This is a genomic window from Glaciecola sp. HA4-3, assembly GCF_055693685.1.
Window position 1 is genome coordinate 3,095,514 of record NZ_CM146340.1, and the last position, 22,003, is coordinate 3,117,516.

The window sequence follows — 22,003 nt, forward strand, 5'->3', positions numbered from 1 at the left end:
AAGATGTTAACGGTAAAGGCGATGATTCCTTTACCTGTGTTTTAAAGCAACTTGATTTATATTACTGGTATTACTGAGCTGGTGCTTTGACTAACTTAGCGGCGCTTAATACCAAATCAGCAGACGGCCTTACTCTGAAATTTGGGTTCACGTAACTAAATACAACCTGGCCTTCGGTGTTAGTAATAAACACTGCTGGCGCTGGCAACACTGCACGATCTGCTTCATCTACAGTCAAGTCAACGTTCATGCGTTCTTTATATAATTTTGATGTGTCGTTAGGCACATAAAAACCTATACCAAAGCCTTTTATCGCTTGTAGTTTATCATCCGAGATAAGTTGAGCAGCAAACTCAGTCTCTAGCTTTTGTTCATTTAGCTTTTCAACAGTTTCAGGCGAAATTGCAATGATCTGGTAACCTTCATCAACCAAATCTTGTTCAATGTCTTTTAGCTCAGCAAGCTGTCTTGAACAATAAGGACACCACCCCCCACGGTAAAATACAATGACTGCTGGCTTTTGCATCAATAACGCTTGTAAGCTTACTGGTGACCCATCAGCCGTTTTAACCGAAGCATTTGGCGCCATCATGCCGTTGAGCAAAGGCGTAACATCTTCAGCATTTTCTCGTATTTGTGTACGATCTACAGCAAAAGCTTGGCTTACAAAAACGCTTGCGATAAGCACTAATATTAATTTTTTCATCAATTTACCTGTTTGAAATATCACACTGAGCATGTGAAATAAGTTAACACTTGAATAAAATATTCATTCCCATCCATCAGACCGGACCAGCGAATATTTTATTTCACGTTTTCTTATTTTTCTCAAAAATATTAATAAACGCTTGTTTATACAAGATCCTAAGAATATTTCAGTGCATCCCACCACTGCTGCGATGCTTCAATTTCACCTTGATCATTGATATGCGGATATTGAAGGCCACGTTTAAGGCATTGTTCATGCAATACTGGAAATCCACCTTCAAATAGCACTTTTTGTATTTCATGCACCGGTAACAAAGCTTGTTTATACATGCCAGCTAGCTCACGTTGTCGCTGAGCTTCATACAAAATAGTAGCTGCGGCAACTGATACATTTAACGATTGAACCATCCCTACCATCGGTATCAAGATTGACTGGTCAGCCAACGCGATTGCTTCATCAGTTGCACCGTCTTTCTCTTGGCCCAAAATGATCGCGGTAGGCTGGGTGTAATCAATTTGTCTAAAATCAACGGCAGTATCATCTAAATTGGTCACTAGCACTTGCATTTTTTGTTCATGTAAATGCCTAACTGCATCACCGACGCACCCATGTGTTTTTGTATCTACCCATATCTGGCTGCCCATAGCGGTGCCTTTTCGAAGCTCAGTGTCACCCTCCCATACCGCATGAATTCTGTTAATGCCCACCGCATCTGCGCTTCTAATAACTGCCGACACATTGTGAGGTTTATGTACCTCTTCGAGCAGTAATGTTAAGTCTGGCTGACGCATCTTAAGCATTTCGGTAATACGTTTATATCGCTCAGGCGACATTTTCTGAGTGAAGCTCATATTATTCTGGTAACACCATAACAGCGTCTATTTCTATTTGCGCACCTTTTGGTAGAGCGCTTACTTCCACCGCAGCTCTTGCTGGATATGGCTGAGTAAAATACCTTGCCATAACTTCATTGACCTTAGCAAATTGCCCTAAGTCAGTTAGGAAGATATTGACCTTGACCAAGTTTGATGTGTTACCACCTGCTGCATTGGCGACCGCCTGTAAGTTCTCAAACACCTGAACAGCTTGTTCTTCAAATTCCTCAGAAACCATCTGCATGGTTTGTGGCAAAAGTGGGATTTGCCCCGAAATATAAACCGTGTTGCCCGCTTTGACAGCTTGACTATAGGTGCCAATGGCCTCTGGGGCATTGTTTGTTTGTATGATAGATTTTGACATCATGCTCTCGCGTAAATAAAAATATAATTACAAAGTGTAGTGGTCTTTGCGTCGAATGATAGGTTTATAGCATGGAATGTCATTGTTTCACAGCCTATACTTTGCCGAGGCTCTAGCGACATAAACGACACATTAAACGATTAGACGAAAACAATCGTACTGATAAGGTCTAAAACAAAGATTGATTATTTATGGTACAAAATACAGTAGCATCATGGCTTGCACTAATGTTGTTTTTAGCAACAGGCGTCGCATTTGGCAATGAGGAGTCAACAAGCCATCAAACTGTGGTAAACACTGCCAGTGCAACGGGTCCCCATATTGAAGTTTTTTTGTATTCTGAGCACGATGCATTTGTACCAGGGTCTACAAGCCATATTGGTGTATTATTAAAACCAGAAACACAATGGCACACCTACTGGTTAAACCTAGGGAGACTCTGGTGAAGCCCCAGTGCTAGATTGGCATGAAACAAAAGGGATTTCATTTGGGGATATTCAATGGCCAATTCCCAAGGCGATACCAGTAGCGCATCTTGTTAATTATGGATACTACAATCCCAACTTGTTAATTGTTCCTGTTGAAGTATCAAACGATGTATTAATTGGTTCAAACCTTTTGGTCAAAGTCGACCTTTCGTGGTTAGTATGCAAAGAGGATTGCATACCTTGGTTGGGCTACACTTCAAATCGAGATACCAGTACGCGCCCAAGCAAATAATAGTCAATATGCCGAATTATTCTCAAATACCCGTACCAAACACCCTAGTGACCTAATTTTAAATGGACAATTCGAAATTACTCAAGAGCACATCGTGGTGGGTTTGCCAAATGCAGGCCAGTCACTTGAGGATTTAGATGTTGATTCACTCAGTATATTTCCGTTTAGGGGTGATGTTATTGACCATGCTGGTCAACAACAATGGTTGCTTAACGATGATATGATTAGCGTTGTCATTCCGCGTTCGTTATATTTTGATGAGTCTGCTTTTACCCAATCGCAAACCAAACAAACCCTTTCGTGGCTAGTGAGCGACTCAAAACGTGCTTTTTATCTGGAAACAACCTTTAGTGATATAAGTGCAAATCCTATCATTGATGAAAATCTGCCTTTACAAGACATCCTACTTTATGCTGGTATGGCATTTCTAGGGGGATTGATCCTAAATTTGATGCCCTGTGTTTTACCAATCTTGTCTATTAAAGCCCTAGCGTTACAACATTCAGATAACGCAAATATGCATAAGTTTTCTTACTTAGCGGGTGTAATGGTCTGTTTTAATTTATTTGCCATAATCATTATCGCCCTACAAGTAAGCGGTCAGCAAATTGGCTGGGGGTTTCATATGCAAGAACCTCTAGTCATTGTATTGTTGGTTTTTCTATTTACATTTATTGCCTTAGTATTGTTTGACACACTGACTGTAGGCACCAGTCTTACTGGGTTTGGCCAAGGGTTTGTCTCTGGCGATTCTGCAAGCTCTCATTTTGCAACCGGCGCCCTTGCCGTCATAGTTGCTTCACCATGTACAGCTCCATTTATGGCGGCCGCCTTGGGTATAGCGTTTATTAGTCCACCAAGTATTACCTTGCTGCTTTTTAATGCTTTGGCGTTAGGGTTTGCACTACCTATCACGTTATTGTTTATGTCCAAACGCGCCCTTAAATGCTTGCCCAAGTCAGGCGCTTGGATGGAAACGTTCAAACGCTTGCTTGGCTTTCCAATGCTAGCAACGGTTGCATGGTTATTATGGGTATATGCAGGTCAATTAGGCGGCGACGCACAATTTTTATTAATAATATGCTTAATTCTATTTTGCATGGCGTTATGGCTTTTGGGTTTGCTCAAAAGTAAGTGGGCTAAAACACTGTGCGTAGTGCTTGTTTTGCTCAGTATTAGTCTACCGATGATTAGCGTAAATACCTTTAAGACGACGCTCAAGAAGCAAAACACCACTGATGATAATTTCGCTATTCAATACACACCCAACGCACTTTTAGAATTGCGTAAAGAGGGCCAAGTTGTGTTAGTCAACATGACCGCAGATTGGTGCATTACCTGCAAAGTAAATGAGCAGCTTGCCTTAAGTGACCAAGATGTAATTGAGTCATTAACGCAAAGCAATGTTCATTACATGGTAGGTGATTGGACTAACAAAAATGACGAAATTTTGAATTATTTAAGCCAATATGAACGCGCTGGCGTACCACTATATGTGGTTTATGCAGGCACAAATTCGCACGAAGTGCTTCCCCAAATACTCAGTCCCAATATGGTTATTGAGGCTATCGAAAAAGCAAAACAGGAGATTAACAATGTCAATTAAACGAATATTTTCAGTCGCATCTGTCGCACTGTGCTCTGCAGTCCTAAGCTTTAGTGTTAACGCTAAAAAGGTAGATGCTCCGGCACCTGATTTTACATTAACTAATAGTATGGGTGAGCAAGTCAGCTTATCTGACTATGCGGGTAAACATGTTGTGCTTGAATGGACCAATCATCAATGCCCATATGTAGTAAAACATTACGATAGTAATAACATGCAAGACTTGCAGCGCAAATTCACCGAGCAAGACGTCGTGTGGTTATCCATAATATCGTCTGCACCTTATGGTAAACAAGGCCATGTAGACGCGGATAAAGCAAATGAGCTCAGCTCATCGCGCAACGCGGCGCCTTCACATGTTTTGTTTGATCCAACAGGCGAAGTCGGTAAAGCTTATGCAGCTAAAACAACACCACATATGTATATAATTAACCCTGAAGGCGAACTTAAATACGCTGGTGCAATTGATAGCATTAAGTCGGCTAATCAAGCAGATATTCCAAAAGCAGACAACTATCTTGACCTTGGCCTAAGCGCACTATTATCAGGCGAAGAAGTTAGCAAAAAAATAACCCCTCCGTACGGTTGTTCAATCAAATACGCAAGCTAATTTACGTTTTGTATTCAAAATAAGCTACGTGCACGAATAGACCTATCACAAGATTTATTCGTGCATATACGGCATAACCTGATCAGTAAATAATCCATCAACACCTGCTTTTTTGAGTACTTCAAATTGTTTACTCGCTGGAAATTGTTTTTTAGCGCTGTCTTCGCGGTGCGTAAAAGGATGAACAAACAAACCTAGTTGCTGTGCATCTTTTAATATTGGCATGACTGTTCTGTTTTTAAGGTTCAATATAACCGGAATCCATGGCCCTATACCATCAGCATATTCAGAGATTTCCTGTAGGCCCAATTGGGTAGTCATGTGCGCATAATCAACGTTTGGATGCTGCCAATTTCTGCCCCCAATTAACTGAAGTAAAGGGACTTTAATACCCAGCTCGTGTTTCAAACGCTTCAAACTTGTAGGATCAAAACTTTGCACGATAATGTTCGCTTCAACGTGATTTAGACGGTGCTTGTTTAGACTTTTTACTAACAAACTGGCTATATCGACACCTTCTGATAGGTGCCATTGTGGCGCTTTTATTTCAGGGTATATGCCAACATTCTTATCAAACATTCGATTCAGCTCATTGATGAGCTCTATGTGCTCATCAAAACTAGCGATTGTGAAATGTGCGTGGCCACTATATCTATTGTCAAAGACTTGCTGGCCCTTAATATTTTGACGTTCATGTACGCGCAATTGCCTCAGCTCATCTAAGCTAAAATCGATAACATAAAAGCGGCCATCTTGGCGTTTCCTACGTGGAAAAACGACTTCTACATTAGTAACGGTATCAAGATATATGTCGTGCAATACTATAAGCTGGCCATCCTTGGTGACGACCAAGTCTTGCTCAATGTAATCCGGGTTTTGCGTATGCGCTAACACGACAGCTTCTTTGGTATGCTCAGGCAAATAACCTGAAGCCGCCCTATGGGCAATAATGTCCATGGCCATCGTTGTTGAGCATAACAATGTAGAAATACTGCCAAGTACAACTAAGGCGATACAATTTCGAATATGACTGCACTTACGATTTGTCTTAACCCATGCTATACGCATTGTTATTGACTGTGTCTTGAGACTTTCTGAAGCTCATCAAGGGTGCGAATCTTACGCATAACCGTGGCAAAATGAATGCGGTTACGAGTGGTAAGCTCAATATCGATAATAAAGCGCCCATCATCCCTATCTTCTGTTTGCATATTGACAATCGACGAGTCACACGCTGCTATAGCAGAGGTTAATGCTGCCAGCGAGCCTCGTTGATTGGTTAACTCGACACGCAAAGCCGCTTTAAAATCACCTTGTGCATCGTCATCCCATTCCATTGGTAACACGCGTTGAGGCTCTTCTCTAGACAACTTACGAATATTTGTACAACCGGTTTGATGGATGACGACACCGCGCCCCGGGCTTAATATTGCTACAACTTCATCATCTGGTATAGGATGACAACAGCGTGAATAATAAACGCTCAATCCTTCAGTACCTCGAATAGCTACATTTGATTTTTTCTCAGGTATTTCAGTGTTATCGCCAACTAGTCGCCTTGCAATCATAGCGCTTAGTTCATTCCCCATGCCAATGCTGGTCAGTAGTGCATCAAAATCGTCATACTTAGTTTCGTCAACGACCCTTGCTTTGGTCTGGTCATCAATTTCATCTAACTTTATGGTACCTAGGGCATGACGTAACAAGCGATTACCCATACTGATAGCATCATGCCGATGTTGCGTCTTAAGATAACTTCGCACATTAGCCCTTGCCCTTGCACTGACCACAAAATTAAGCCAGTTTGCATTGGGTTTAGCTCTAGGTGAGGTGATAATTTCTACGCTATGACCATTTTCAAGCGGCGCGCTTAACGGATAGTTTTTGTGATCAACTCTTGCGCCTACACAAGTATTACCTACACCTGAATGCACTGCATAAGCGAAGTCAACAGCCGTTGCGCCAGTTGGTAATTCGACAATTTTGCCTTTGGGTGTAAATACATAAATTTCGTCAGGGAATAAATCTGATTTGACGCTTTCTATAAATTCAACTGACGTGCTTGCATTTTGCTGTAGTTCAACCAAAGACTGCATCCATTGATTGGCGCGCATTTGCGAAGTATTGTTCTTCTCACCGTCATCTTTATACTGCCAGTGTGCTGCCACGCCTTTATCGGCTAAATGGTCCATATCCTCGGTTCGAATTTGTACCTCAAGTGGAATGCCGTGTGAACCTTTCAAAGACGTATGCAAAGACTGGTAACCGTTTGAACGGGGTATTGCGATGTAATCTTTAAAACGATTTTCAATCGGCTTGTACATCCCGTGTATCGCACCTAGTACCCGATAACAATTGTCGACACTATCTACCACAATCCGGTAGCCATAAATATCCATGACTTCAGAAAAAGAAACTTCTTTATTTTTCATTTTCCGATAGATTGAGTATAGGTGTTTTTCACGGCCAAATACCCTGCCTTGAATATCAAATTGCTCAAGCTTTGCGCTAAGCTCTTTTTCAGTGCGCTCGATAATTTCTTTGCGATTCCCACGCGCTTGAGCAACTGCGCCTTGCAATGCGCGATGGCGAAGTGGATACATCGCTTGGAAACCAAGGTTCTCAAGCTCGTTTTTAATATCGTGAATACCTAATCGATGCGCTAAAGGGGCATAAATTTCGAGGGTTTCTAGCGCTATTCTGCGACGCTTATCAGGTCTTAAGGCGCCTAAGGTTCGCATGTTATGAGTACGGTCAGATAGCTTGATTAAAATGACCCGTATATCTTGAACCATCGCCATAAGCATTTTACGGAAATTTTCAGCTTGAGCTTCTTGCTTTGAACTAAATTTCAATTTATCTAGCTTACTGACACCCTCGACTAACTCTGCAACAGTTTCACCAAATGCTAAACTAAGGTCTTCTTTTGTGTATTCGGTATCCTCAATGACGTCATGTAGCAATGCCGCCATGAGCGTCTCGTGGTCAAGTTTCATATCTGCAAGGATGCCAGCTACCGCCACAGGGTGGGTAATGTAAGGGTCACCACTAGAGCGAGTTTGCCCTTCATGTGCATCGCGCGCAAGCACATAAGAAGCCTTTACATAATCGACTTGTTTTTTCGGCAAGTAACTACTGATTTTCGCTTGCAGACCTTCAAACAAATACACTAAAAAAAATGTCCTTTCTATACTCTAATCATAAATTAAGAATACGTATATTTTTGGGATATGCAAACGCAAAACGCCGATAATAATCGGCGTTTTGTAAAATAGTAGTAATTATCTCGAAACAGAGCTGTTTCGTTAGAAAATACTTAGCCGTTGTTAGCTAAAATGCTGGCTACTGAAGCAAATTCTGCTTCTTCTTGAGCGCGTTGATCTTGCATCTCAGTTTGCTCAACTGTCTCTGCGGTCACAAGGCCTTGTTCAATTTCACGAAGTGCCACTACTGTTGGCTTATCGTTTTCAGCGTCTACAAGCGCGTCTTTGCCTTCGGTTGCAAGCTGACGAGCGCGTTTTGCCGCAACTAAAACTAAATCAAAACGGTTACCAACCTTAGTCAACTGCATCTTCAACGGTTACACGTGCCATATATTGCTCCGGTCTTGTAGTGGCTTATTTTGAAAAAAGTAAGCCAAATTAGGTCGTTAGATAGTGACTAAAGGTAAGCCCTATCACTTGTTCAAAAATTGGTCGCGAAGTATAAAGGATTCCGCGCTAATAATATAGACCACTTAGTGAATATTTGCGGCATAAGCGAAAAATTATTACTTATTTACTTAAAAGCTCATCAAATAATGCTTTATTTCGGATGCTTTGCTTGGATTTGCTCAAGCTCGATGCCTTCACGATCGTAATGAGCTCCTCAAGGGCATGGGTAAATTTGTCATTGATCAGTACATAGTCGAACTCATCATAGTGCGACATTTCTGATTGCGCTTGTTGCATCCGTTTATCGATAACTTCCTGTGAATCACTGCCACGACTCAACAATCTAGCATAAAGCTCGTCTCGTGAAGGCGGCATGACAAAAATAGTGATGACATCAGGATTGACCTGCTTGACTTGGCGTGCGCCTTGCCAATCAATATCTAAAAATACATCAATACCGTTTGCTAGCTTATTTGAAATCGCTTGCTTGGATGTACCGTAATAATTATCAAATACCTTTGCATGCTCATAAAATTCGTCATCTTTTATCATGCTTTCAAATTCATCTGTACTGACGAAATGATAATGCATGCCATCTACCTCACCTTCGCGAGGTTCACGAGTTGTATGTGAAACAGACAATTGCGCTTGATTGAACAAAGTGCCCTCTTGAGCGCGTTGCAAAAGTGCTGTGATCAAGCTCGATTTACCCGCGCCAGATGGCGCAGCGATGATGAATAGATTACCTAATTGCCGATTGGAGGATTCACTCATTATCAGTCCTTGTATCGTGTAAGCGATTAATAAAATTGTTTGCCAACTAACGCGCTAGGGACTACATAAGCTCGCCGGAAATATGCTAACATGCACTGTATTATACACATCTGTAGCTAGTTAGAGACACAGATCGTTAAAAAAACCAAATATCGCCAATTTTTTGCTTGTGTATTGGCTGATTGATTAAAGAAAGGATCCGTAGATGAACGAAAGCCAATATGATCAGATGATTGACGAACTATTTATCAAAATTGAAGAAGCCCTCGATGAGCTTGAAACACCCGATATCGATTTCGAGAGTGCCGAAGGTATCCTTACCCTAATTATGCCTGATCAGTCTAAAATCATCCTAAATAAGCAACCACCTTTACTGCAGCTTTGGGTGGCAACTAAGTTCAATGGGCACCACTTCAACTACACTGATGGCAAATGGATTGATGAACGCTTTGGTGGGGAGTTTTTTGAGTTTTTCGATGACGCAGTGAGCAAACAAGCTGGCGAACAAGTCACCTTAAATATTCAATAAGCACTAAATAGTTTTTATCACTTTGAGTAAAAGGACATTTTATGTCAAATAATCTATTGTCATCTGTAGACATTGCTCCACCAAGCCTACACAAATCAACCATCATCTGGCTTCATGGCCTTGGTGATTCAGGTAACGGTTTTGCTCCCATTGCCCCTGAACTCAGGCTTGCAGACGAGCTAGGCGTTAAATTTGTATTTCCCCATGCACCCGTTCGTCCAGTCACAATTAATAATGGCATGGAAATGCGAGCATGGTATGACATTAAAACATTGGATATGGAAAGCAGAGCTGATATTGAAGGTGTGCTCGAATCAAGTTCTGCGGTTGAAAGATTAATCGATAAAGAAATCGAGGCAGGCATACCCGCCAACAAAATCATGTTAATTGGTTTTTCACAAGGAGGCGTTATTGCACTTCACCTTGGCACTCGTTATCAAAACAAACTTGCCGGTATTGTCGCCTTATCCACATATATGGCCAGCGCTAAAACACTAGGTGATGAAAAAAGTGAAGCAAATCAGAACACGCCTATATTATGCTGTCACGGACAGCAAGACGAAGTCGTACCATTAAGCCTTGGGAAGGCTGCCTTTCAAGCACTTGAAAAAGAAGGTTATGATGTGCAATTCAAACAGTACGTGATGCAACATAATGTATGCATGCCTGAAGTAAACGACATCGCGACCTTTATCACTCAGCACCTACGCTAAATCGACTTAGATAAGGATATTTAATCATGGAAACAAAACCGCTTATTCGCATTGCAACACGAAAAAGCGCCTTGGCTATGTGGCAAGCTTATTATGTCGAAGCGCAGTTGAATAAGCATTTTCCTGAAACAAAGGTCGAGTTAGTGCCAATGTCGACCAAGGGTGATCGAATACTAGATACGCCTTTGGCAAAAATCGGTGGTAAAGGTTTGTTTATCAAAGAGCTTGAAATCGCAATGCAAAATGATTTAGCAGACTTAGCTGTGCATTCCATGAAAGATGTCCCTGTCGCCTTCCCCGATGGTTTTGGCCTGCATTGTATTTGTGAACGAGAAAATCCCTATGATGCATTTGTGTCCAACCAGTATGATTCATTAGATGCATTGCCCGCTAAAGCAGTTGTTGGTACATCAAGTTTAAGAAGACAATCACAAATTAAAGCCGCGCGACCTGACCTAATTATTAAAGACCTTCGCGGAAACGTAAATACACGACTCCAAAAGCTGGATGACGGTCACTATGATGCAATCATATTAGCTTGTGCTGGTCTAATTCGCTTAAATATGCAAGAGCGAATCAAGCAAGAAATCCATTATCAAGACTCGCTACCCGCCGTTGGACAAGGGGCAGTTGGAATTGAGTGCCGAAATGACGACACTGTATTGATAAATATGTTGTCTAGTTTAAATCATGATGAAACCGCGTTGCGTGTAACGTGTGAACGGGCCATGAATGCAGCGCTTGAGGGTGGATGCCAAGTACCAATAGGCAGTTTTGCTTTGTATAAAGACAAACAACTTACTTTGCGAGCCTTAGTTGCCCAACCGGACGGCAGTGAGATATTACACGCCCAACAAAGCACTAGTTGCGCAATTGATGATCTAAATGAAGCAACAAAGCTTGGTCATCAAGTAGCTAATGCTCTATTGGGACAAGGCGCTAAGGCAATTTTAGATGCCTTACCTGAATAATACGACTTTCGGTATGTAAAGATGAGTTTCTTAATCGCTCGTCCCGAACCAAAAGCAAAATTCACATCTGATTATTTTGGCAAACATGGCCTACCCAGTTGCACTTTATCGGTTGTTGATATTCAAATTTGTACAAAAAAAGTCAATGTTGACTCGCTTCTTAGGGATAAGCCTTATGCCATTATCATCACATCGAGTTATGCCGTAGAATGGCTCACCCAGCAAGCGCTTACTACTAGTCTAAAGTCAATAAAATTAATCTGTGTGGGTAAAAAAACCTTTAATGCTTTATATGCCTATTTACAAGATAACAATCACACTTTTGAGCCTCAAAATGTTATCTGCGCAAGGCCTGAAAATTCAGAAGGCGTTTTGGCTCTTGAAGCACTAAATGTGGATATGGAAAATAGATCTGTCCTATTACTGAAAGGTGAAGGTGGGCGCTCCTTGATTTTTGATGCGCTGACCACGCGAGGTGTTTTAGTGAAGGAATTAAACGTTTACAAAAGAGTAGCGCGTGACATAAGCCACCAAAAGGATACATTGGTAAGCCAAGGTATTCAGTGTATTATAGTAACAAGCGTTGAAATTGCGCACGAGATAATAAAGCAATTACCAAATATATGGCTTCAAAACCTTCATTGGATTGTCGCTAGTAATCGAATTCGTGACTATGCTATAGAACAAGGCATAAAAAACTTAAGTGTAAGCGAGGGAGCAAGCCCCCAAGCACTTGCCAACGCCGCCAATAAGCTTGTCTCTAAAGGAGTTGTTAATGTCTGATAAGCCAATCTTGCCTGAAAATGAAAAATTATCTGCTCAATCGGGCGCATCAAGTACAAGTGAAAAAAAGCAAACATCCACCGCCTTATCTGGACACAAAAAAGACACCAATAGTAAACATACACCAAAAGATGCTGCCGTAAGTCCAGCGCCTAACAATAAAGGCAACTCTGGGCCAAAAACAACATTATTATGGGTAATTAGTGCGCTCAATTTTGTCTTTGTTTGCCTTTTGGGTGCTGCTGCATATTGGTATTACATACAAGTAGACGAAGTCGAAACCGAAACTGCGAGCAGCATTACCCGTCTTGAGCAAGGTCAATCACAACTTAAACAAAATGCGCTAGATATACAACAACAAGTCACAAGCACCCTTAGTGCGAGTCAAAACCAGCTAGCTAGTAACGAGCAACTTCAGTCTCAAGTACTCAAAAGCGTCGAAACCTTAAGCGAACAAGTGAATCAAAATGCAACAGGACTTGAAGTTCAAGGCCAACGGGTCGCAGAGTTAAACGGACGTAGGCCTTCAGATTGGTTATTGGCCGAAGCAAACTACCTAGTGAACATGGCTGGACGTAAGTTATATTTAGAAAAAGATTTAAGAACCGCTTTAACGCTTTTACAAGAAGCAGATGCCCGTATTGCTGACCTAAACGACCCATCGCTATTTCCTGTTAGGGCGCTAATTGCAGGTGATATCCAAGCAATTAAACAAGTTAATCCGGTTTCAACTTATTCAATTGCTTTAGCAGTAGGTGCTATGTCGCCGCGTGTTGAAGCACTCCCAATGGACTCATTACAACTACCAGAGCTAGAAACAACCACAGACAACGAGTTAAGCAATGATGTAGCTGATTGGCGTGATAATCTTGCTAAAACATGGCGTTCGATTGTTGGCGATTTCATCACTATCGATACCATTGATGAGCCATTAGAGCCTTATTTAGCTCAGCGTCAGCAGTGGTTAATCGAGCAGCGTTTACAGTTTGCCTTAGCACAAGCACAGACGGCAGTACTTAATGAGCACATTGAGCTTTACAGAGCGTCCATGCAACAAGCAATAACACTTATTGTGGACTTTTACCAATTAGATGATACTAGCGTTGGTCAATTTTTAAGTGCTCTGCAAGAGCTACAAAATGCTGACCTTGAAAGTAAGCTTCCCACGCAATTAAAGTCCGTCATCTCATTACAAGATATCACTAAAGCCCGCATTCAAAGCTTATATAACAACATTCCCAAGCAGCCAGAAGTTGGTTCTTTAGTTCCGCAAAATGAGAACGAAGGTAATGCGCTATGATTAAATTTATTGTCATTATTGTATTAATTCTCTTTGCCCTTGTTTTCGGAGAGTTGTTACTCAGCGTTGAAGGTAAAATTATTATTGCCTTACCGAATACAGTTATCCAACTAAGCATCATTAGCGCAATAATTATTGGCTTATGCTCAATCATGCTGTTTTGGATAGGCGAATGGAGTATAAAAAAACTAATTCGATGGCTACAAGGTTCAAAAAATTGGTTTGGTGCCCTATCTAAGCGTCAACGTGACAAAGCATATTTTGAAGCGACCAAGGCACTTTTACTCGATGACAAGCAAAACGCCTTAACCTTATTGCGCAAAACCCAAGGTGGTGACTTCAAAGGCAGTAACCTTTTGTTAGCAGCCGAGATTGAAAAACAGCTTGGTAACACCCAACAAGCAAAGGCTTTTTTAGTACAAGCAATGGAAACTAAAGAGTCTTTACACGTATCGAGTTTAAAACAATCCGAGATTGCCTTACTAGAAGGTAAAGCAGAAGAAGCAATGGAGCTACTTGCAAGCATTGAAGGCAAGTTACGCAATACCAAAGCATTTGTGTTGTTGAAGCTAAATATACTAGAAGCACTAGATGATTGGTCACAAATTCAAAGATACGCACAAGCCAATAAAAAAGTATTAGGTGATGATTATGAAAAATGGTCAACACAATGTGTTTTTGGTGAATTTTCTGCGATTGCTAGCAAAGAAGGTGCAAATGCCCTTAAACTGCACTGGCAAGCCTTACCTAGAAGCGTACGTAAAGATGTCGCCTGTCAAACTGCATATGCTCAATTATTGATTGATCAAGGCTTGTATTCTGATGCCGAAACTATGCTTGTCAGCTTTGCCACAAAGCAACGCAATCCGTCATTTTGGCCTTTGTTTAAGCAAATAAGAATGCCCAACCCGGCCAAAGCAATTGGGTTTATTCAGTCAGCGATAAAGAAAACACCTGCAGATGCGTTGTTGTACTCTGTTTTGGCAAACCTTGCATATAACAGTGGTGATTACGCGCTTGCCGAAAAAGCCTTAACAAAATCACTTGAGTTAAAAGATAATCGAGATGATCGCTCACTGCTAGCTAAAATCCTTGAGCACGCTAAGGACTATGAAGGGGCTAATCACATCTATCATCAATTACTTGATCAGTAGATACCTAGCTTATAGCTTGACCCTAATGAACAGGCTTATTCATAATAGGAAGTGTAATGCAAAACACGCTTCCTTTTTGCAAATCACTATCTACGCTCAAATGACCTTGATGTTCGCTAACAATATCCCGCGCAATCGCAAGGCCTAAGCCTAATCCACCAGGATTGCTTTGCGTGCTGTAGAATGGGTTAAATATCTCTTGAATATTATCCTGTGCGATACCGCAACCGTTGTCACTTACGTATACTTTTATGGCTTGCCCTTTATAGCTTGAATGAATATGAATCTCACCTAAGGCATGTTTTGTATCAATCGCTTGGCAGGCATTGGCAATTAAGTTACTAAATAACTGAATGATCTTGGCATTATTGAGTAAGGTGTAAGGCACCTTATCTAGCGTCAAGTGCAGCTTAGCGTGTCCTGCAATCTTATCAAGGTTATAGCCACAAGCTGTTTTGATACACTGATTAATGTCACGTGAATCTTTCTCACCCTGCTCATACGAGTGTGCAAATATATTGCTACCAAGCACATTGTTAAGCCTAGACAAGCTTTGATGCATATCGTCTAACAAATGCGTCGCCATATCGTCATCGGTTGTTTGTGTAGCTTGAGTGTACATCTTATTTACTTGTTTTTTAGAATCAGACATTTGACGCATCCATGTCATCTAAGAAACTGGCAAAATGGTACAAATCGACAGGTTTGGTAAAGAACTGAAGGTTGCTTTGCTTACCAGATATATTAATAGTATTGCTTGACGAGTTCTCATATACGAAAGCAATAATATGGGCATTAAAACTGGCAGAAGACTTTATTTGCTCAAGTATAGAATCGTCAAAACGGTTCATTTGCGAGGTGTCTAATATAACTAAGTGAGGCTCATGCTGTGCAATTGACAATCCTGCCTCAATTTCATTTGAAACTACATGTCCCACATAGTCTTCATTGCGCACTATTCTCATTACGTGACGCGTTAGATGCTTGTCGTTTGATAACATCACGCAGTGACGCTCAACCTGCCCCATCATCTCAACGGGGACAGGGATTTTATTGGCCATTAAAAAAGAAATTAAATCAGCCTGTAGCAACTCTGTTATTGCCTCTACCTGTAGTAACTTAAACGCCTTAATTCTTCCTGCATCAATCCAACGAATCACGGTACGTGGTGTAACATCGCACAATTTTGCTACTTCACCACTTGAAAACGACTTCATTTATACCTCACTGCAATTTTAAACCGGACTTAGGTTATCAAAACAGCGGTATGAAGTTATCTACAGCATTAATACATAGGTATTTTCGGATATGCTTATTTTATTTGTACCTTTACTTGACTGGTATCCTCACATTACCTTCCATCAATATTCTTGCACTCCTGCTCATGCTGACTTTTTCTACCTGCCAATTACTGTTAGTTTGATTGGCTTGCGCTCCTACTTTTAAAGTACCAGAAGGGTGTCCAAAGGTGACTTCCTGACGTTGTTTAGCAAGTCCATTACCAGTTGCAAGATTCACCAAGGTTCCGGGAATGGCGGCCGCTGTGCCGATTGCTACGGCCGCTGTTCCCATCATCGCATGATGTAGTTTACCTATCGATAATGCGCGCACACAAAGATCAATTTGCTCTTTAGTTACTGATTTTCCACTTGAGCTGACATAGTCAGATGCTTGCGAGACAAAAGCAATTTTAGGTGTATGTTGGCGTTGTTTAGCTTCTTCTACATCACTAATTAAGCCCATCTTTACCGCTGCGTGAGCACGAATTTTCTCAAGCTTCGCTAAGGCATGTGGGTCACTGTTAATGTCTTCTTGTAGTTCTGTACCCTTATAACCAAGGGCTTGTGCTTGTAGAAATACGGTTGGGATGCCCGCATCAATATAACTAACTTGGAAATCCCCCACATCGGGTACATGTAGAGTATCGATCACGTTTCCTGTGCTTAATACTCCACTGTTTTCGCCATCGGCTGCAGGCTTCAAAAAGTCTACTTTGACTTCTGCAGCTGGAAAGGTAACGCCGTCTAAGTCGAAGTCACCTGTTTCTTGAACCACTGAGTTTACAATAGGCACATGCGCAACAATCGTTTTTTGAATATTTTGCTGCCAAATATAAACTTCAAAAATACCGTTTTGTGGTAGTAAATCCGGATCCACCAAGCCTTTTTCAATCGCAAAGGAACCAACCGCCGCCGTTAAATTGCCACAATTACCACTAAAATCGACAAAGGGCTTATCAATGGCAACCTGCCCAAATAAATAATTTACATGGTGGTCGGCTTTATCACTTTTACTCAAAATAACAATTTTGGAGGTGCTTGATGTAGCGCCCCCCATTCCATCGGTGTGTTTTCCATAGGGATCTGGGCTTCCAATCACACGCAAAAGCAAATCATCTCGCGCCTTCCCTGGTACTTGTGCGTCTTTGGGGAGTTCATCTAAGCTAAAAAAGACGCCTTTACTTGTTCCACCGCGCATATAAGTGGCGGGCACTTTTATTTGTGGTTTATGAATTTTTGTCATAGACAATGCTCCTTTGCACACACCACTAACTTGCGTTAGCTAAAAAGTCTTCAGCAAAACGCTGTAATACGCCGCCGGCATTATAAATAGAGACCTCTTCTGCTGTATCAAGCCTACATGTTACCGGTACAGTAATTTGTTCACCCGAATTACGCGTGATATTGACACTTAATGTCGCACCTATGGCGATATATCACCGCTTACGTCGTAAGTTTCACTACCATCAATTTGTAAGGTATTTCGTGTAGTGCCAGTTATAAACTCAAGCGGCAACACCCCCATACCTATAAGATTGGTTCTATGAATACGTTCGAAACCTTCAGCGACTATAACCTCTACACCAGCCAACCTTACGCCTTTTGCAGCCCAGTCGCGTGAAGAGCCTTGCCCATAGTCGGCCCCAGCAACAATAATTAATGGCTGCTTACGATTCATGTAGGTTTCGATTGCTTCCCACATACGCATAGTTGTGCCCTCAGGCTCTACTCGCGCATATGAGCCTTGTTTCACATTTCCAAGCTCATCTTTTACCATCTCATTTAACAGTTTTGGATTGGCAAACGTCGCGCGTTGGGCGGTTAGGTGATCACCACGATGCGTAGCATAAGAATTAAAATCTTCTTCTGGCAAGCCCATTTTAGCTAAATATTCACCTGCTGCACTACTGGCTAAAATAGCGTTTGAAGGTGATAAATGGTCCGTAGTGATATTATCACCAAGCACTGCTAAAGGCCTTAGACCTGACAGTGAGCGCTTACCTGCAAGTGCGCCTTCCCAATATGGTGGGCGGCGGATATAAGTACTCATTTCACGCCAATCATACAAGGGATCAGTCAAGCTATTGCTAGCTTCTTTTACCGCAAACATCGGTTCATAAACCTTTCTAAACTGCTCTGGTTTAACAGATGATTTGATCACTGCATCAATTTCTTCATCAGTGGGCCAAATATCTTTTAAATAGACTGCCTTGCCACTTTCATCAAAACCAAGCGCGTCTTTTTCAATATCAAAACGAATACTTCCTGCAATTGCATATGCGACAACTAGTGGCGGTGAAGCTAAAAACGCTTGGTCTGCATGCGGATGGATACGTCCATCAAAGTTGCGGTTACCCGATAATACCGCCGTGCTATACAGATCGCGGTCTTTTATTTCTTTTTCAATTTTCGGATCTAACGCTCCACTCATACCGTTACACGAGGTACATGCAAATGCCACAACACCAAAGCCTAAATCCTCAAGTTCAGGTAGCAACTTTGCTTCTTCTAGATAGAGTTTTACCGCTTTTGAGCTAAGGCGCTAAAGAGGTTTTTACCCAAGGTTTACGTGTTAAGCCTTTTTGGTTGGCATTTCGAGCAATTAATCCAGCTGCAATCATATTGCGAGGGTTGCTTGTATTAGTACAACTTGTAATAGCGGCAATAATCACTGCCCCATCAGGCATTTCACCGTCTTTTGACGCGTAATCACCCGTTAGACCGCGTGAGGCTAGATCTGCTGTTGCTAAACGATTATGCGGAGTAGAAGGCCCTGCCATATTTCGACCGACACTAGATAAATCGAAAGTAAGCGTGCGTTCATACTCAGCACCTTGCATTTCATCTCCCCACAGACCGGTATGTTTAGCATAAGCTTCAACTAATCTGATCTGTTCGTCTGAACGACCTGTTAAACGCAAATATTCTATGGTTTGCTCATCAATGTAGAACATCGCGGCTGTCGCGCCATACTCTGGTGTCATATTCGAAATAGTTGCTCGGTCACCTAAGGTAAGATGTTTATTGCCTTCCCCATAAAATTCTAAGTAAGTGGATACAACACGTTGCTCTCGTAAAAACTCAGTTAAGGCCAGTACAATATCCGTCGCAGTGATCCCTGATTGTGGTTTACCGCTGAGTTCTACGCCCACAATATCGGGCAAACGCATATAAGATGCTCTACCTAACATGACGCTTTCAGCCTCTAGACCACCAACGCCAATTGAAATAACACCTAGGGCGTCAACCATTGGTGTATGACTATCAGTTCCTACTAATGTATCGGGGAAAGCAACACCATCTCGTTGTTGAATAACAGGTGACATTCTTTCAAGATTGATCTGATGTAAAATTCCGTTACCTTGTGGAATAACATCTACATTCTCAAATGCAGTTTTACACCAATTGATGAAATGAAAACGATCTTCATTGCGTCTGTCTTCAATCGCTCTGTTTTTCTCAAACGCATCTTTGTCATATCCACCATGCTCAACTGCAAGAGAGTGATCAACAACAAGCTGTGTCGGTACGACCGGATTCACTTTGGCAGGATCACCTCCTTTGAGTGATATCGCGTCGCGTAGGCCAGCTAAATCAACAAGCGCAGTTTGTCCTAATATATCGTGGCAAACGACGCGCGCTGGAAACCAAGGGAAATCCAAATCACGTTTACGATAAATAAACTGACTAAGTGCGGCGTCCAGTTTTTCAGGTTCACACTTACGTACTAAATTTTCTGCTAGCACTTTAGAGGTATAGGGTAGTTTTGCATAGGCCCCTAGCTCTATTTTGTCTACAGCTTCCTGCGTATCATAGAAATCTAAAGTAAACTCTTCAGATGGAAAAGGTTTTCTATAGTTGTAATTCATTATGTACTTTCCTTTTGTGTCTACGCTCTATCTTGAATAGGAGTCACCGGGCGCAATGCTTCACCAGTATAGTCTGCAGATGGTCTGATAATTCTATTGTCTGCTCGCTGCTCCATTACATGGGCAGCCCAACCAGTTAAGCGTGACATTACAAAAATTGGAGTAAATAATTTGGTCGGAATAGCCATGTAGTTATACGCAGAAGCATGGAAAAAATCGGCATTACAAAAAAGCCCTTTTTCTCGTTTCATAACAGCTTCACAACGCACAGAAACATCATATAAAGTACTATCACCAAACTCTTGTGATAACTTTTGCGACCACCCTTTTATAATATCGTTGCGCGGATCTGACTCAGAATAAATCGCATGACCAAAGCCCATAATTTTTTCTTTTCGCTCAAGCATTCCAAGCATTTGCGTTTCAGCATGTTCTGGATCATTGAACTTTTCAATCATATCCATCGCAGCTTCGTTAGCACCACCGTGCAAAGGGCCTCTTAGCGAGCCAATAGCACCCGTAATGCAAGAGTGCATGTCAGATAATGTTGACGCACATACTCTTGCGGTAAATGTGGAGGCGTTGAACTCATGTTCTGCATACAAAATAAGTGAGACATGCATCACTTTCTCATGTAACTCAGACGGCTTTTTGCCATGTAGTAAATGTAAAAAGTGGCCGCCAATCGAATCATCATCTGTTGCAACATCTACACGAACACCATCATGAGAGAAACGATACCAATAACAAATGATGCTTGGGAAACATGCCAACATGCGATCAGTCATTTTGTCTTGTTCAGTAAAATCATTTTCAGTTTCAAGGTTCCCTAACATTGAACAACCTGTACGCAACACATCCATTGGGTGAGCATTTGCAGGAATTCTTTCAAGCACGTCTTTTAGGGCTTGTGGGATATCGCGTAAAGATTTTAAAAGAGTCTTATAGTCTTCCAATTGACTGACAGTAGGCAAAGCGCCTTTCAAAATTAAATATGCTACTTCTTCAAACGTGCAGTTTTCAGCTAAGTCTTTTACATCATAGCCTCGGTAAGTCAATCCAGAACCAGATTGTCCGACTGTTGATAATGCTGTCTTACCCGCTACTTGACCGCGCAAGCCTGCGCCACTTAATACTTTAGCCATTGGAAACTCCTAAATAATACTGATAAATTGGATAATTAAAATTGGTCTTACGTGTTAGCTTTTGTCTTTTTCAAACAAAGCATCTAATTTTTGCTCATAGTCGTGATATCCCAGATAATCATATAAGTCCATCCGGGTCTGCATTGTGTCAACAACCGCTTTTTGGTCACCGTCCTTAAGGATATGTTGATATACGTTTTCAGCTGCTTTGTTCATAGCTCGAAATGCACTCAATGGATACAACACCATATCCGCGCCCCACTCACCTAGCTCTTTTTTGTTCCAAAGCTCCGTCTTACCAAATTCTGTAATATTGGCTAGGATAGGAACAGACAAGGCATTTGAAAATGCTTCGTAGTGCTCTTGAGTTTGGATCGCCTCGGCAAAGATACCATCGGCGCCTGCCTCAACATACGCTTTTGCCCTTTCTATTGCTTTTTCTAAGCCTTCTTGAGCAAAAGCATCTGTTCTTGCCATAATGAAAAAGTCAGGATCAGTTCGAGCATCTACCGCTGATTTAATTCTATCTACCATTTCTTGTGTAGATACGATTTCTTTATTTGGTCGATGACCACAACGTTTTTGCGCCACTTGATCTTCCATATGAACGGCTGCTGCACCTGCTTTTTCCATATCTTTAATGGTTTTAGCAATATTAAAGGCTCCCCCCCATCCTGTATCAATATCAACTAACAGGGGTAAATCACACGCCGCGGTAATACGCTGCACGTCAACGATTACATCGTTCAAAGACGTCATACCTAAATCTGGAAGTCCATATGATGCATTTGCCACACCACCACCTGACAAGTAAATTGCTTTGTGACCAATTTGTTTTGCCATCATTGCGCTATAAGCGTTAATTGTACCTACAATTTGTAATGGCGAGTTTTCAGCCAAAGCTTGTCTAAATTTTTTACCTGCACTCATAACAACTCCTCAAAATTA

21 protein-coding genes and 2 pseudogenes are annotated in these 22,003 nt (G+C 41.6%); 10 read left to right on the top strand and 13 right to left on the bottom strand.

Annotation, left to right across the window (positions count from 1 at the left end; genetic code table 11):
- Window positions 1-70 precede the first annotated feature (70 nt).
- From ACZ1G6_RS14905 to ACZ1G6_RS14915, 3 genes are all read right to left on the bottom strand, one after another.
- Window positions 71-706, bottom strand: a complete 636-nt coding sequence (locus ACZ1G6_RS14905) for a peroxiredoxin-like family protein (protein WP_472617013.1) — start codon at window positions 704-706, stop codon at window positions 71-73.
- 158 nt (window positions 707-864) lie between these two features.
- Complete coding sequence (gene trmH, locus ACZ1G6_RS14910; protein WP_472618995.1) at window positions 865-1,542, bottom strand: tRNA (guanosine(18)-2'-O)-methyltransferase TrmH; 678 nt, start codon at window positions 1,540-1,542, stop codon at window positions 865-867.
- Between the two features lie 19 nt (window positions 1,543-1,561).
- Window positions 1,562-1,948, bottom strand: a complete 387-nt coding sequence (locus ACZ1G6_RS14915; RefSeq protein WP_472618996.1) for a RidA family protein — start codon at window positions 1,946-1,948, stop codon at window positions 1,562-1,564.
- A gap of 191 nt (window positions 1,949-2,139) precedes the next feature.
- On the opposite strand from ACZ1G6_RS14915, the gene ACZ1G6_RS14920 reads away from it, so the two are divergent.
- The 4 genes from ACZ1G6_RS14920 to ACZ1G6_RS14935 all read left to right on the top strand — a co-directional run bounded on the left by ACZ1G6_RS14920 (window position 2,140) and on the right by ACZ1G6_RS14935 (window position 4,884).
- Window positions 2,140-2,394 carry a hypothetical protein gene (locus tag ACZ1G6_RS14920; protein ID WP_472617014.1) on the top strand — a complete coding sequence of 85 codons (255 nt, stop codon included), beginning with the start codon at window positions 2,140-2,142 and terminating at the stop codon, window positions 2,392-2,394.
- Between the two features lie 7 nt (window positions 2,395-2,401).
- Entirely contained in the window at window positions 2,402-2,668 is a 267-nt protein-coding gene (locus ACZ1G6_RS14925) for a protein-disulfide reductase DsbD domain-containing protein (RefSeq protein WP_472617015.1), read from the top strand.
- 94 nt (window positions 2,669-2,762) lie between these two features.
- Window positions 2,763-4,274 carry a protein-disulfide reductase DsbD family protein gene (locus ACZ1G6_RS14930; RefSeq protein WP_472617016.1) on the top strand — a complete coding sequence of 504 codons (1,512 nt, stop codon included), beginning with the start codon at window positions 2,763-2,765 and terminating at the stop codon, window positions 4,272-4,274.
- Window positions 4,264-4,884 carry a redoxin domain-containing protein gene (locus ACZ1G6_RS14935; protein WP_472617017.1) on the top strand — a complete coding sequence of 207 codons (621 nt, stop codon included), beginning with the start codon at window positions 4,264-4,266 and terminating at the stop codon, window positions 4,882-4,884. The genes ACZ1G6_RS14930 and ACZ1G6_RS14935 overlap by 11 nt, the downstream gene beginning before the upstream one ends.
- A 54-nt stretch (window positions 4,885-4,938) precedes the next feature.
- Here ACZ1G6_RS14935 and glpQ read toward each other — a convergent pair whose 3' ends face one another.
- From glpQ to gmk, 4 genes and pseudogenes are all read right to left on the bottom strand, one after another.
- Complete coding sequence (gene glpQ, locus ACZ1G6_RS14940; RefSeq protein ID WP_472617018.1) at window positions 4,939-5,952, bottom strand: glycerophosphodiester phosphodiesterase; 1,014 nt, start codon at window positions 5,950-5,952, stop codon at window positions 4,939-4,941.
- 2 nt (window positions 5,953-5,954) lie between these two features.
- A complete protein-coding gene (gene spoT / locus ACZ1G6_RS14945) occupies window positions 5,955-8,054 on the bottom strand; it encodes a bifunctional GTP diphosphokinase/guanosine-3',5'-bis pyrophosphate 3'-pyrophosphohydrolase (RefSeq protein ID WP_472617019.1) in 2,100 nt (699 codons plus the stop codon).
- Window positions 8,055-8,200: 146 nt separating this feature from the next.
- Window positions 8,201-8,477, bottom strand: a pseudogene (gene rpoZ, locus ACZ1G6_RS14950) (DNA-directed RNA polymerase subunit omega).
- 180 nt (window positions 8,478-8,657) lie between these two features.
- Entirely contained in the window at window positions 8,658-9,311 is a 654-nt protein-coding gene (gene gmk / locus ACZ1G6_RS14955) for a guanylate kinase (protein ID WP_472617020.1), read from the bottom strand.
- A 205-nt stretch (window positions 9,312-9,516) separates the two neighbouring features.
- Here gmk and cyaY point away from each other — a divergent pair, with 205 nt between their 5' ends.
- The 6 genes from cyaY to ACZ1G6_RS14985 are packed head-to-tail and all read left to right on the top strand — an operon-like array spanning window position 9,517 to window position 14,761.
- Window positions 9,517-9,840 carry an iron donor protein CyaY gene (cyaY, locus tag ACZ1G6_RS14960; protein WP_472617021.1) on the top strand — a complete coding sequence of 108 codons (324 nt, stop codon included), beginning with the start codon at window positions 9,517-9,519 and terminating at the stop codon, window positions 9,838-9,840.
- A 41-nt stretch (window positions 9,841-9,881) separates the two neighbouring features.
- Complete coding sequence (locus tag ACZ1G6_RS14965; RefSeq protein WP_472617022.1) at window positions 9,882-10,553, top strand: alpha/beta hydrolase; 672 nt, start codon at window positions 9,882-9,884, stop codon at window positions 10,551-10,553.
- Window positions 10,554-10,579: 26 nt separating this feature from the next.
- On the top strand, window positions 10,580-11,524 hold the full coding sequence (hemC, locus tag ACZ1G6_RS14970; protein ID WP_472617023.1) for a hydroxymethylbilane synthase: 945 nt from the start codon (window positions 10,580-10,582) through the stop codon (window positions 11,522-11,524).
- Window positions 11,525-11,545: 21 nt separating this feature from the next.
- Entirely contained in the window at window positions 11,546-12,307 is a 762-nt protein-coding gene (locus ACZ1G6_RS14975) for a uroporphyrinogen-III synthase (protein ID WP_472617024.1), read from the top strand.
- Window positions 12,300-13,607 (top strand): uroporphyrinogen-III C-methyltransferase, encoded by a 1,308-nt coding sequence (locus ACZ1G6_RS14980; RefSeq protein WP_472617025.1) that lies wholly within the window; start codon window positions 12,300-12,302, stop codon window positions 13,605-13,607. The genes ACZ1G6_RS14975 and ACZ1G6_RS14980 overlap by 8 nt, the downstream gene beginning before the upstream one ends.
- A complete protein-coding gene (locus tag ACZ1G6_RS14985) occupies window positions 13,604-14,761 on the top strand; it encodes a heme biosynthesis HemY N-terminal domain-containing protein (protein WP_472617026.1) in 1,158 nt (385 codons plus the stop codon). The genes ACZ1G6_RS14980 and ACZ1G6_RS14985 overlap by 4 nt, the downstream gene beginning before the upstream one ends.
- Before the next feature lie 22 nt (window positions 14,762-14,783).
- Here the strand turns inward: ACZ1G6_RS14985 and ACZ1G6_RS14990 are convergent, their stop codons facing one another.
- The 6 genes and pseudogenes from ACZ1G6_RS14990 to prpB all read right to left on the bottom strand — a co-directional run bounded on the left by ACZ1G6_RS14990 (window position 14,784) and on the right by prpB (window position 21,985).
- The gene (locus ACZ1G6_RS14990; RefSeq protein ID WP_472617027.1) at window positions 14,784-15,413 is read right to left on the bottom strand and encodes a sensor histidine kinase; all 630 of its coding nucleotides are present in this window, start codon (window positions 15,411-15,413) and stop codon (window positions 14,784-14,786) included.
- Window positions 15,406-15,978, bottom strand: a complete 573-nt coding sequence (locus ACZ1G6_RS14995) for a helix-turn-helix domain-containing protein (protein WP_472617028.1) — start codon at window positions 15,976-15,978, stop codon at window positions 15,406-15,408. Before ACZ1G6_RS14995 ends, ACZ1G6_RS14990 begins: the two co-directional genes overlap by 8 nt.
- A gap of 112 nt (window positions 15,979-16,090) precedes the next feature.
- Window positions 16,091-17,284, bottom strand: a complete 1,194-nt coding sequence (gene prpF, locus ACZ1G6_RS15000; RefSeq protein WP_472617029.1) for a 2-methylaconitate cis-trans isomerase PrpF — start codon at window positions 17,282-17,284, stop codon at window positions 16,091-16,093.
- Window positions 17,285-17,309: 25 nt separating this feature from the next.
- Window positions 17,310-19,910 (bottom strand): annotated as a pseudogene (acnD, locus tag ACZ1G6_RS15005) (Fe/S-dependent 2-methylisocitrate dehydratase AcnD).
- Between the two features lie 20 nt (window positions 19,911-19,930).
- The gene (prpC, locus tag ACZ1G6_RS15010) at window positions 19,931-21,055 is read right to left on the bottom strand and encodes a bifunctional 2-methylcitrate synthase/citrate synthase (protein WP_472617030.1); all 1,125 of its coding nucleotides are present in this window, start codon (window positions 21,053-21,055) and stop codon (window positions 19,931-19,933) included.
- Window positions 21,056-21,109: 54 nt separating this feature from the next.
- Window positions 21,110-21,985 (bottom strand): methylisocitrate lyase, encoded by an 876-nt coding sequence (gene prpB / locus ACZ1G6_RS15015; RefSeq protein ID WP_472617031.1) that lies wholly within the window; start codon window positions 21,983-21,985, stop codon window positions 21,110-21,112.
- Window positions 21,986-22,003 lie beyond the last annotated feature (18 nt).

Excerpts from the sequence above, each read along its gene's own strand:
- ACZ1G6_RS14905 (WP_472617013.1), bottom strand. The coding sequence starts at position 706 with ATGAAAAAATTAATATTAGTGCTTATCGCAAGCGTTTTTGTAAGCCAA.
- trmH (WP_472618995.1), bottom strand. The coding sequence starts at position 1,542 with ATGTCGCCTGAGCGATATAAACGTATTACCGAAATGCTTAAGATGCGT.
- ACZ1G6_RS14915 (WP_472618996.1), bottom strand. The coding sequence starts at position 1,948 with ATGTCAAAATCTATCATACAAACAAACAATGCCCCAGAGGCCATTGGC.
- ACZ1G6_RS14920 (WP_472617014.1), top strand. The coding sequence starts at position 2,140 with ATGGTACAAAATACAGTAGCATCATGGCTTGCACTAATGTTGTTTTTA.
- ACZ1G6_RS14935 (WP_472617017.1), top strand. The coding sequence starts at position 4,264 with ATGTCAATTAAACGAATATTTTCAGTCGCATCTGTCGCACTGTGCTCT.
- glpQ (WP_472617018.1), bottom strand. The coding sequence starts at position 5,952 with ATGCGTATAGCATGGGTTAAGACAAATCGTAAGTGCAGTCATATTCGA.
- gmk (WP_472617020.1), bottom strand. The coding sequence starts at position 9,311 with ATGAGTGAATCCTCCAATCGGCAATTAGGTAATCTATTCATCATCGCT.
- cyaY (WP_472617021.1), top strand. The coding sequence starts at position 9,517 with ATGAACGAAAGCCAATATGATCAGATGATTGACGAACTATTTATCAAA.
- ACZ1G6_RS14965 (WP_472617022.1), top strand. The coding sequence starts at position 9,882 with ATGTCAAATAATCTATTGTCATCTGTAGACATTGCTCCACCAAGCCTA.
- hemC (WP_472617023.1), top strand. The coding sequence starts at position 10,580 with ATGGAAACAAAACCGCTTATTCGCATTGCAACACGAAAAAGCGCCTTG.
- ACZ1G6_RS14975 (WP_472617024.1), top strand. The coding sequence starts at position 11,546 with ATGAGTTTCTTAATCGCTCGTCCCGAACCAAAAGCAAAATTCACATCT.
- ACZ1G6_RS14980 (WP_472617025.1), top strand. The coding sequence starts at position 12,300 with ATGTCTGATAAGCCAATCTTGCCTGAAAATGAAAAATTATCTGCTCAA.
- ACZ1G6_RS14985 (WP_472617026.1), top strand. The coding sequence starts at position 13,604 with ATGATTAAATTTATTGTCATTATTGTATTAATTCTCTTTGCCCTTGTT.
- ACZ1G6_RS14990 (WP_472617027.1), bottom strand. The coding sequence starts at position 15,413 with ATGTCTGATTCTAAAAAACAAGTAAATAAGATGTACACTCAAGCTACA.
- ACZ1G6_RS14995 (WP_472617028.1), bottom strand. The coding sequence starts at position 15,978 with ATGAAGTCGTTTTCAAGTGGTGAAGTAGCAAAATTGTGCGATGTTACA.
- prpF (WP_472617029.1), bottom strand. The coding sequence starts at position 17,284 with ATGACAAAAATTCATAAACCACAAATAAAAGTGCCCGCCACTTATATG.
- prpC (WP_472617030.1), bottom strand. The coding sequence starts at position 21,055 with ATGGCTAAAGTATTAAGTGGCGCAGGCTTGCGCGGTCAAGTAGCGGGT.
- prpB (WP_472617031.1), bottom strand. The coding sequence starts at position 21,985 with ATGAGTGCAGGTAAAAAATTTAGACAAGCTTTGGCTGAAAACTCGCCA.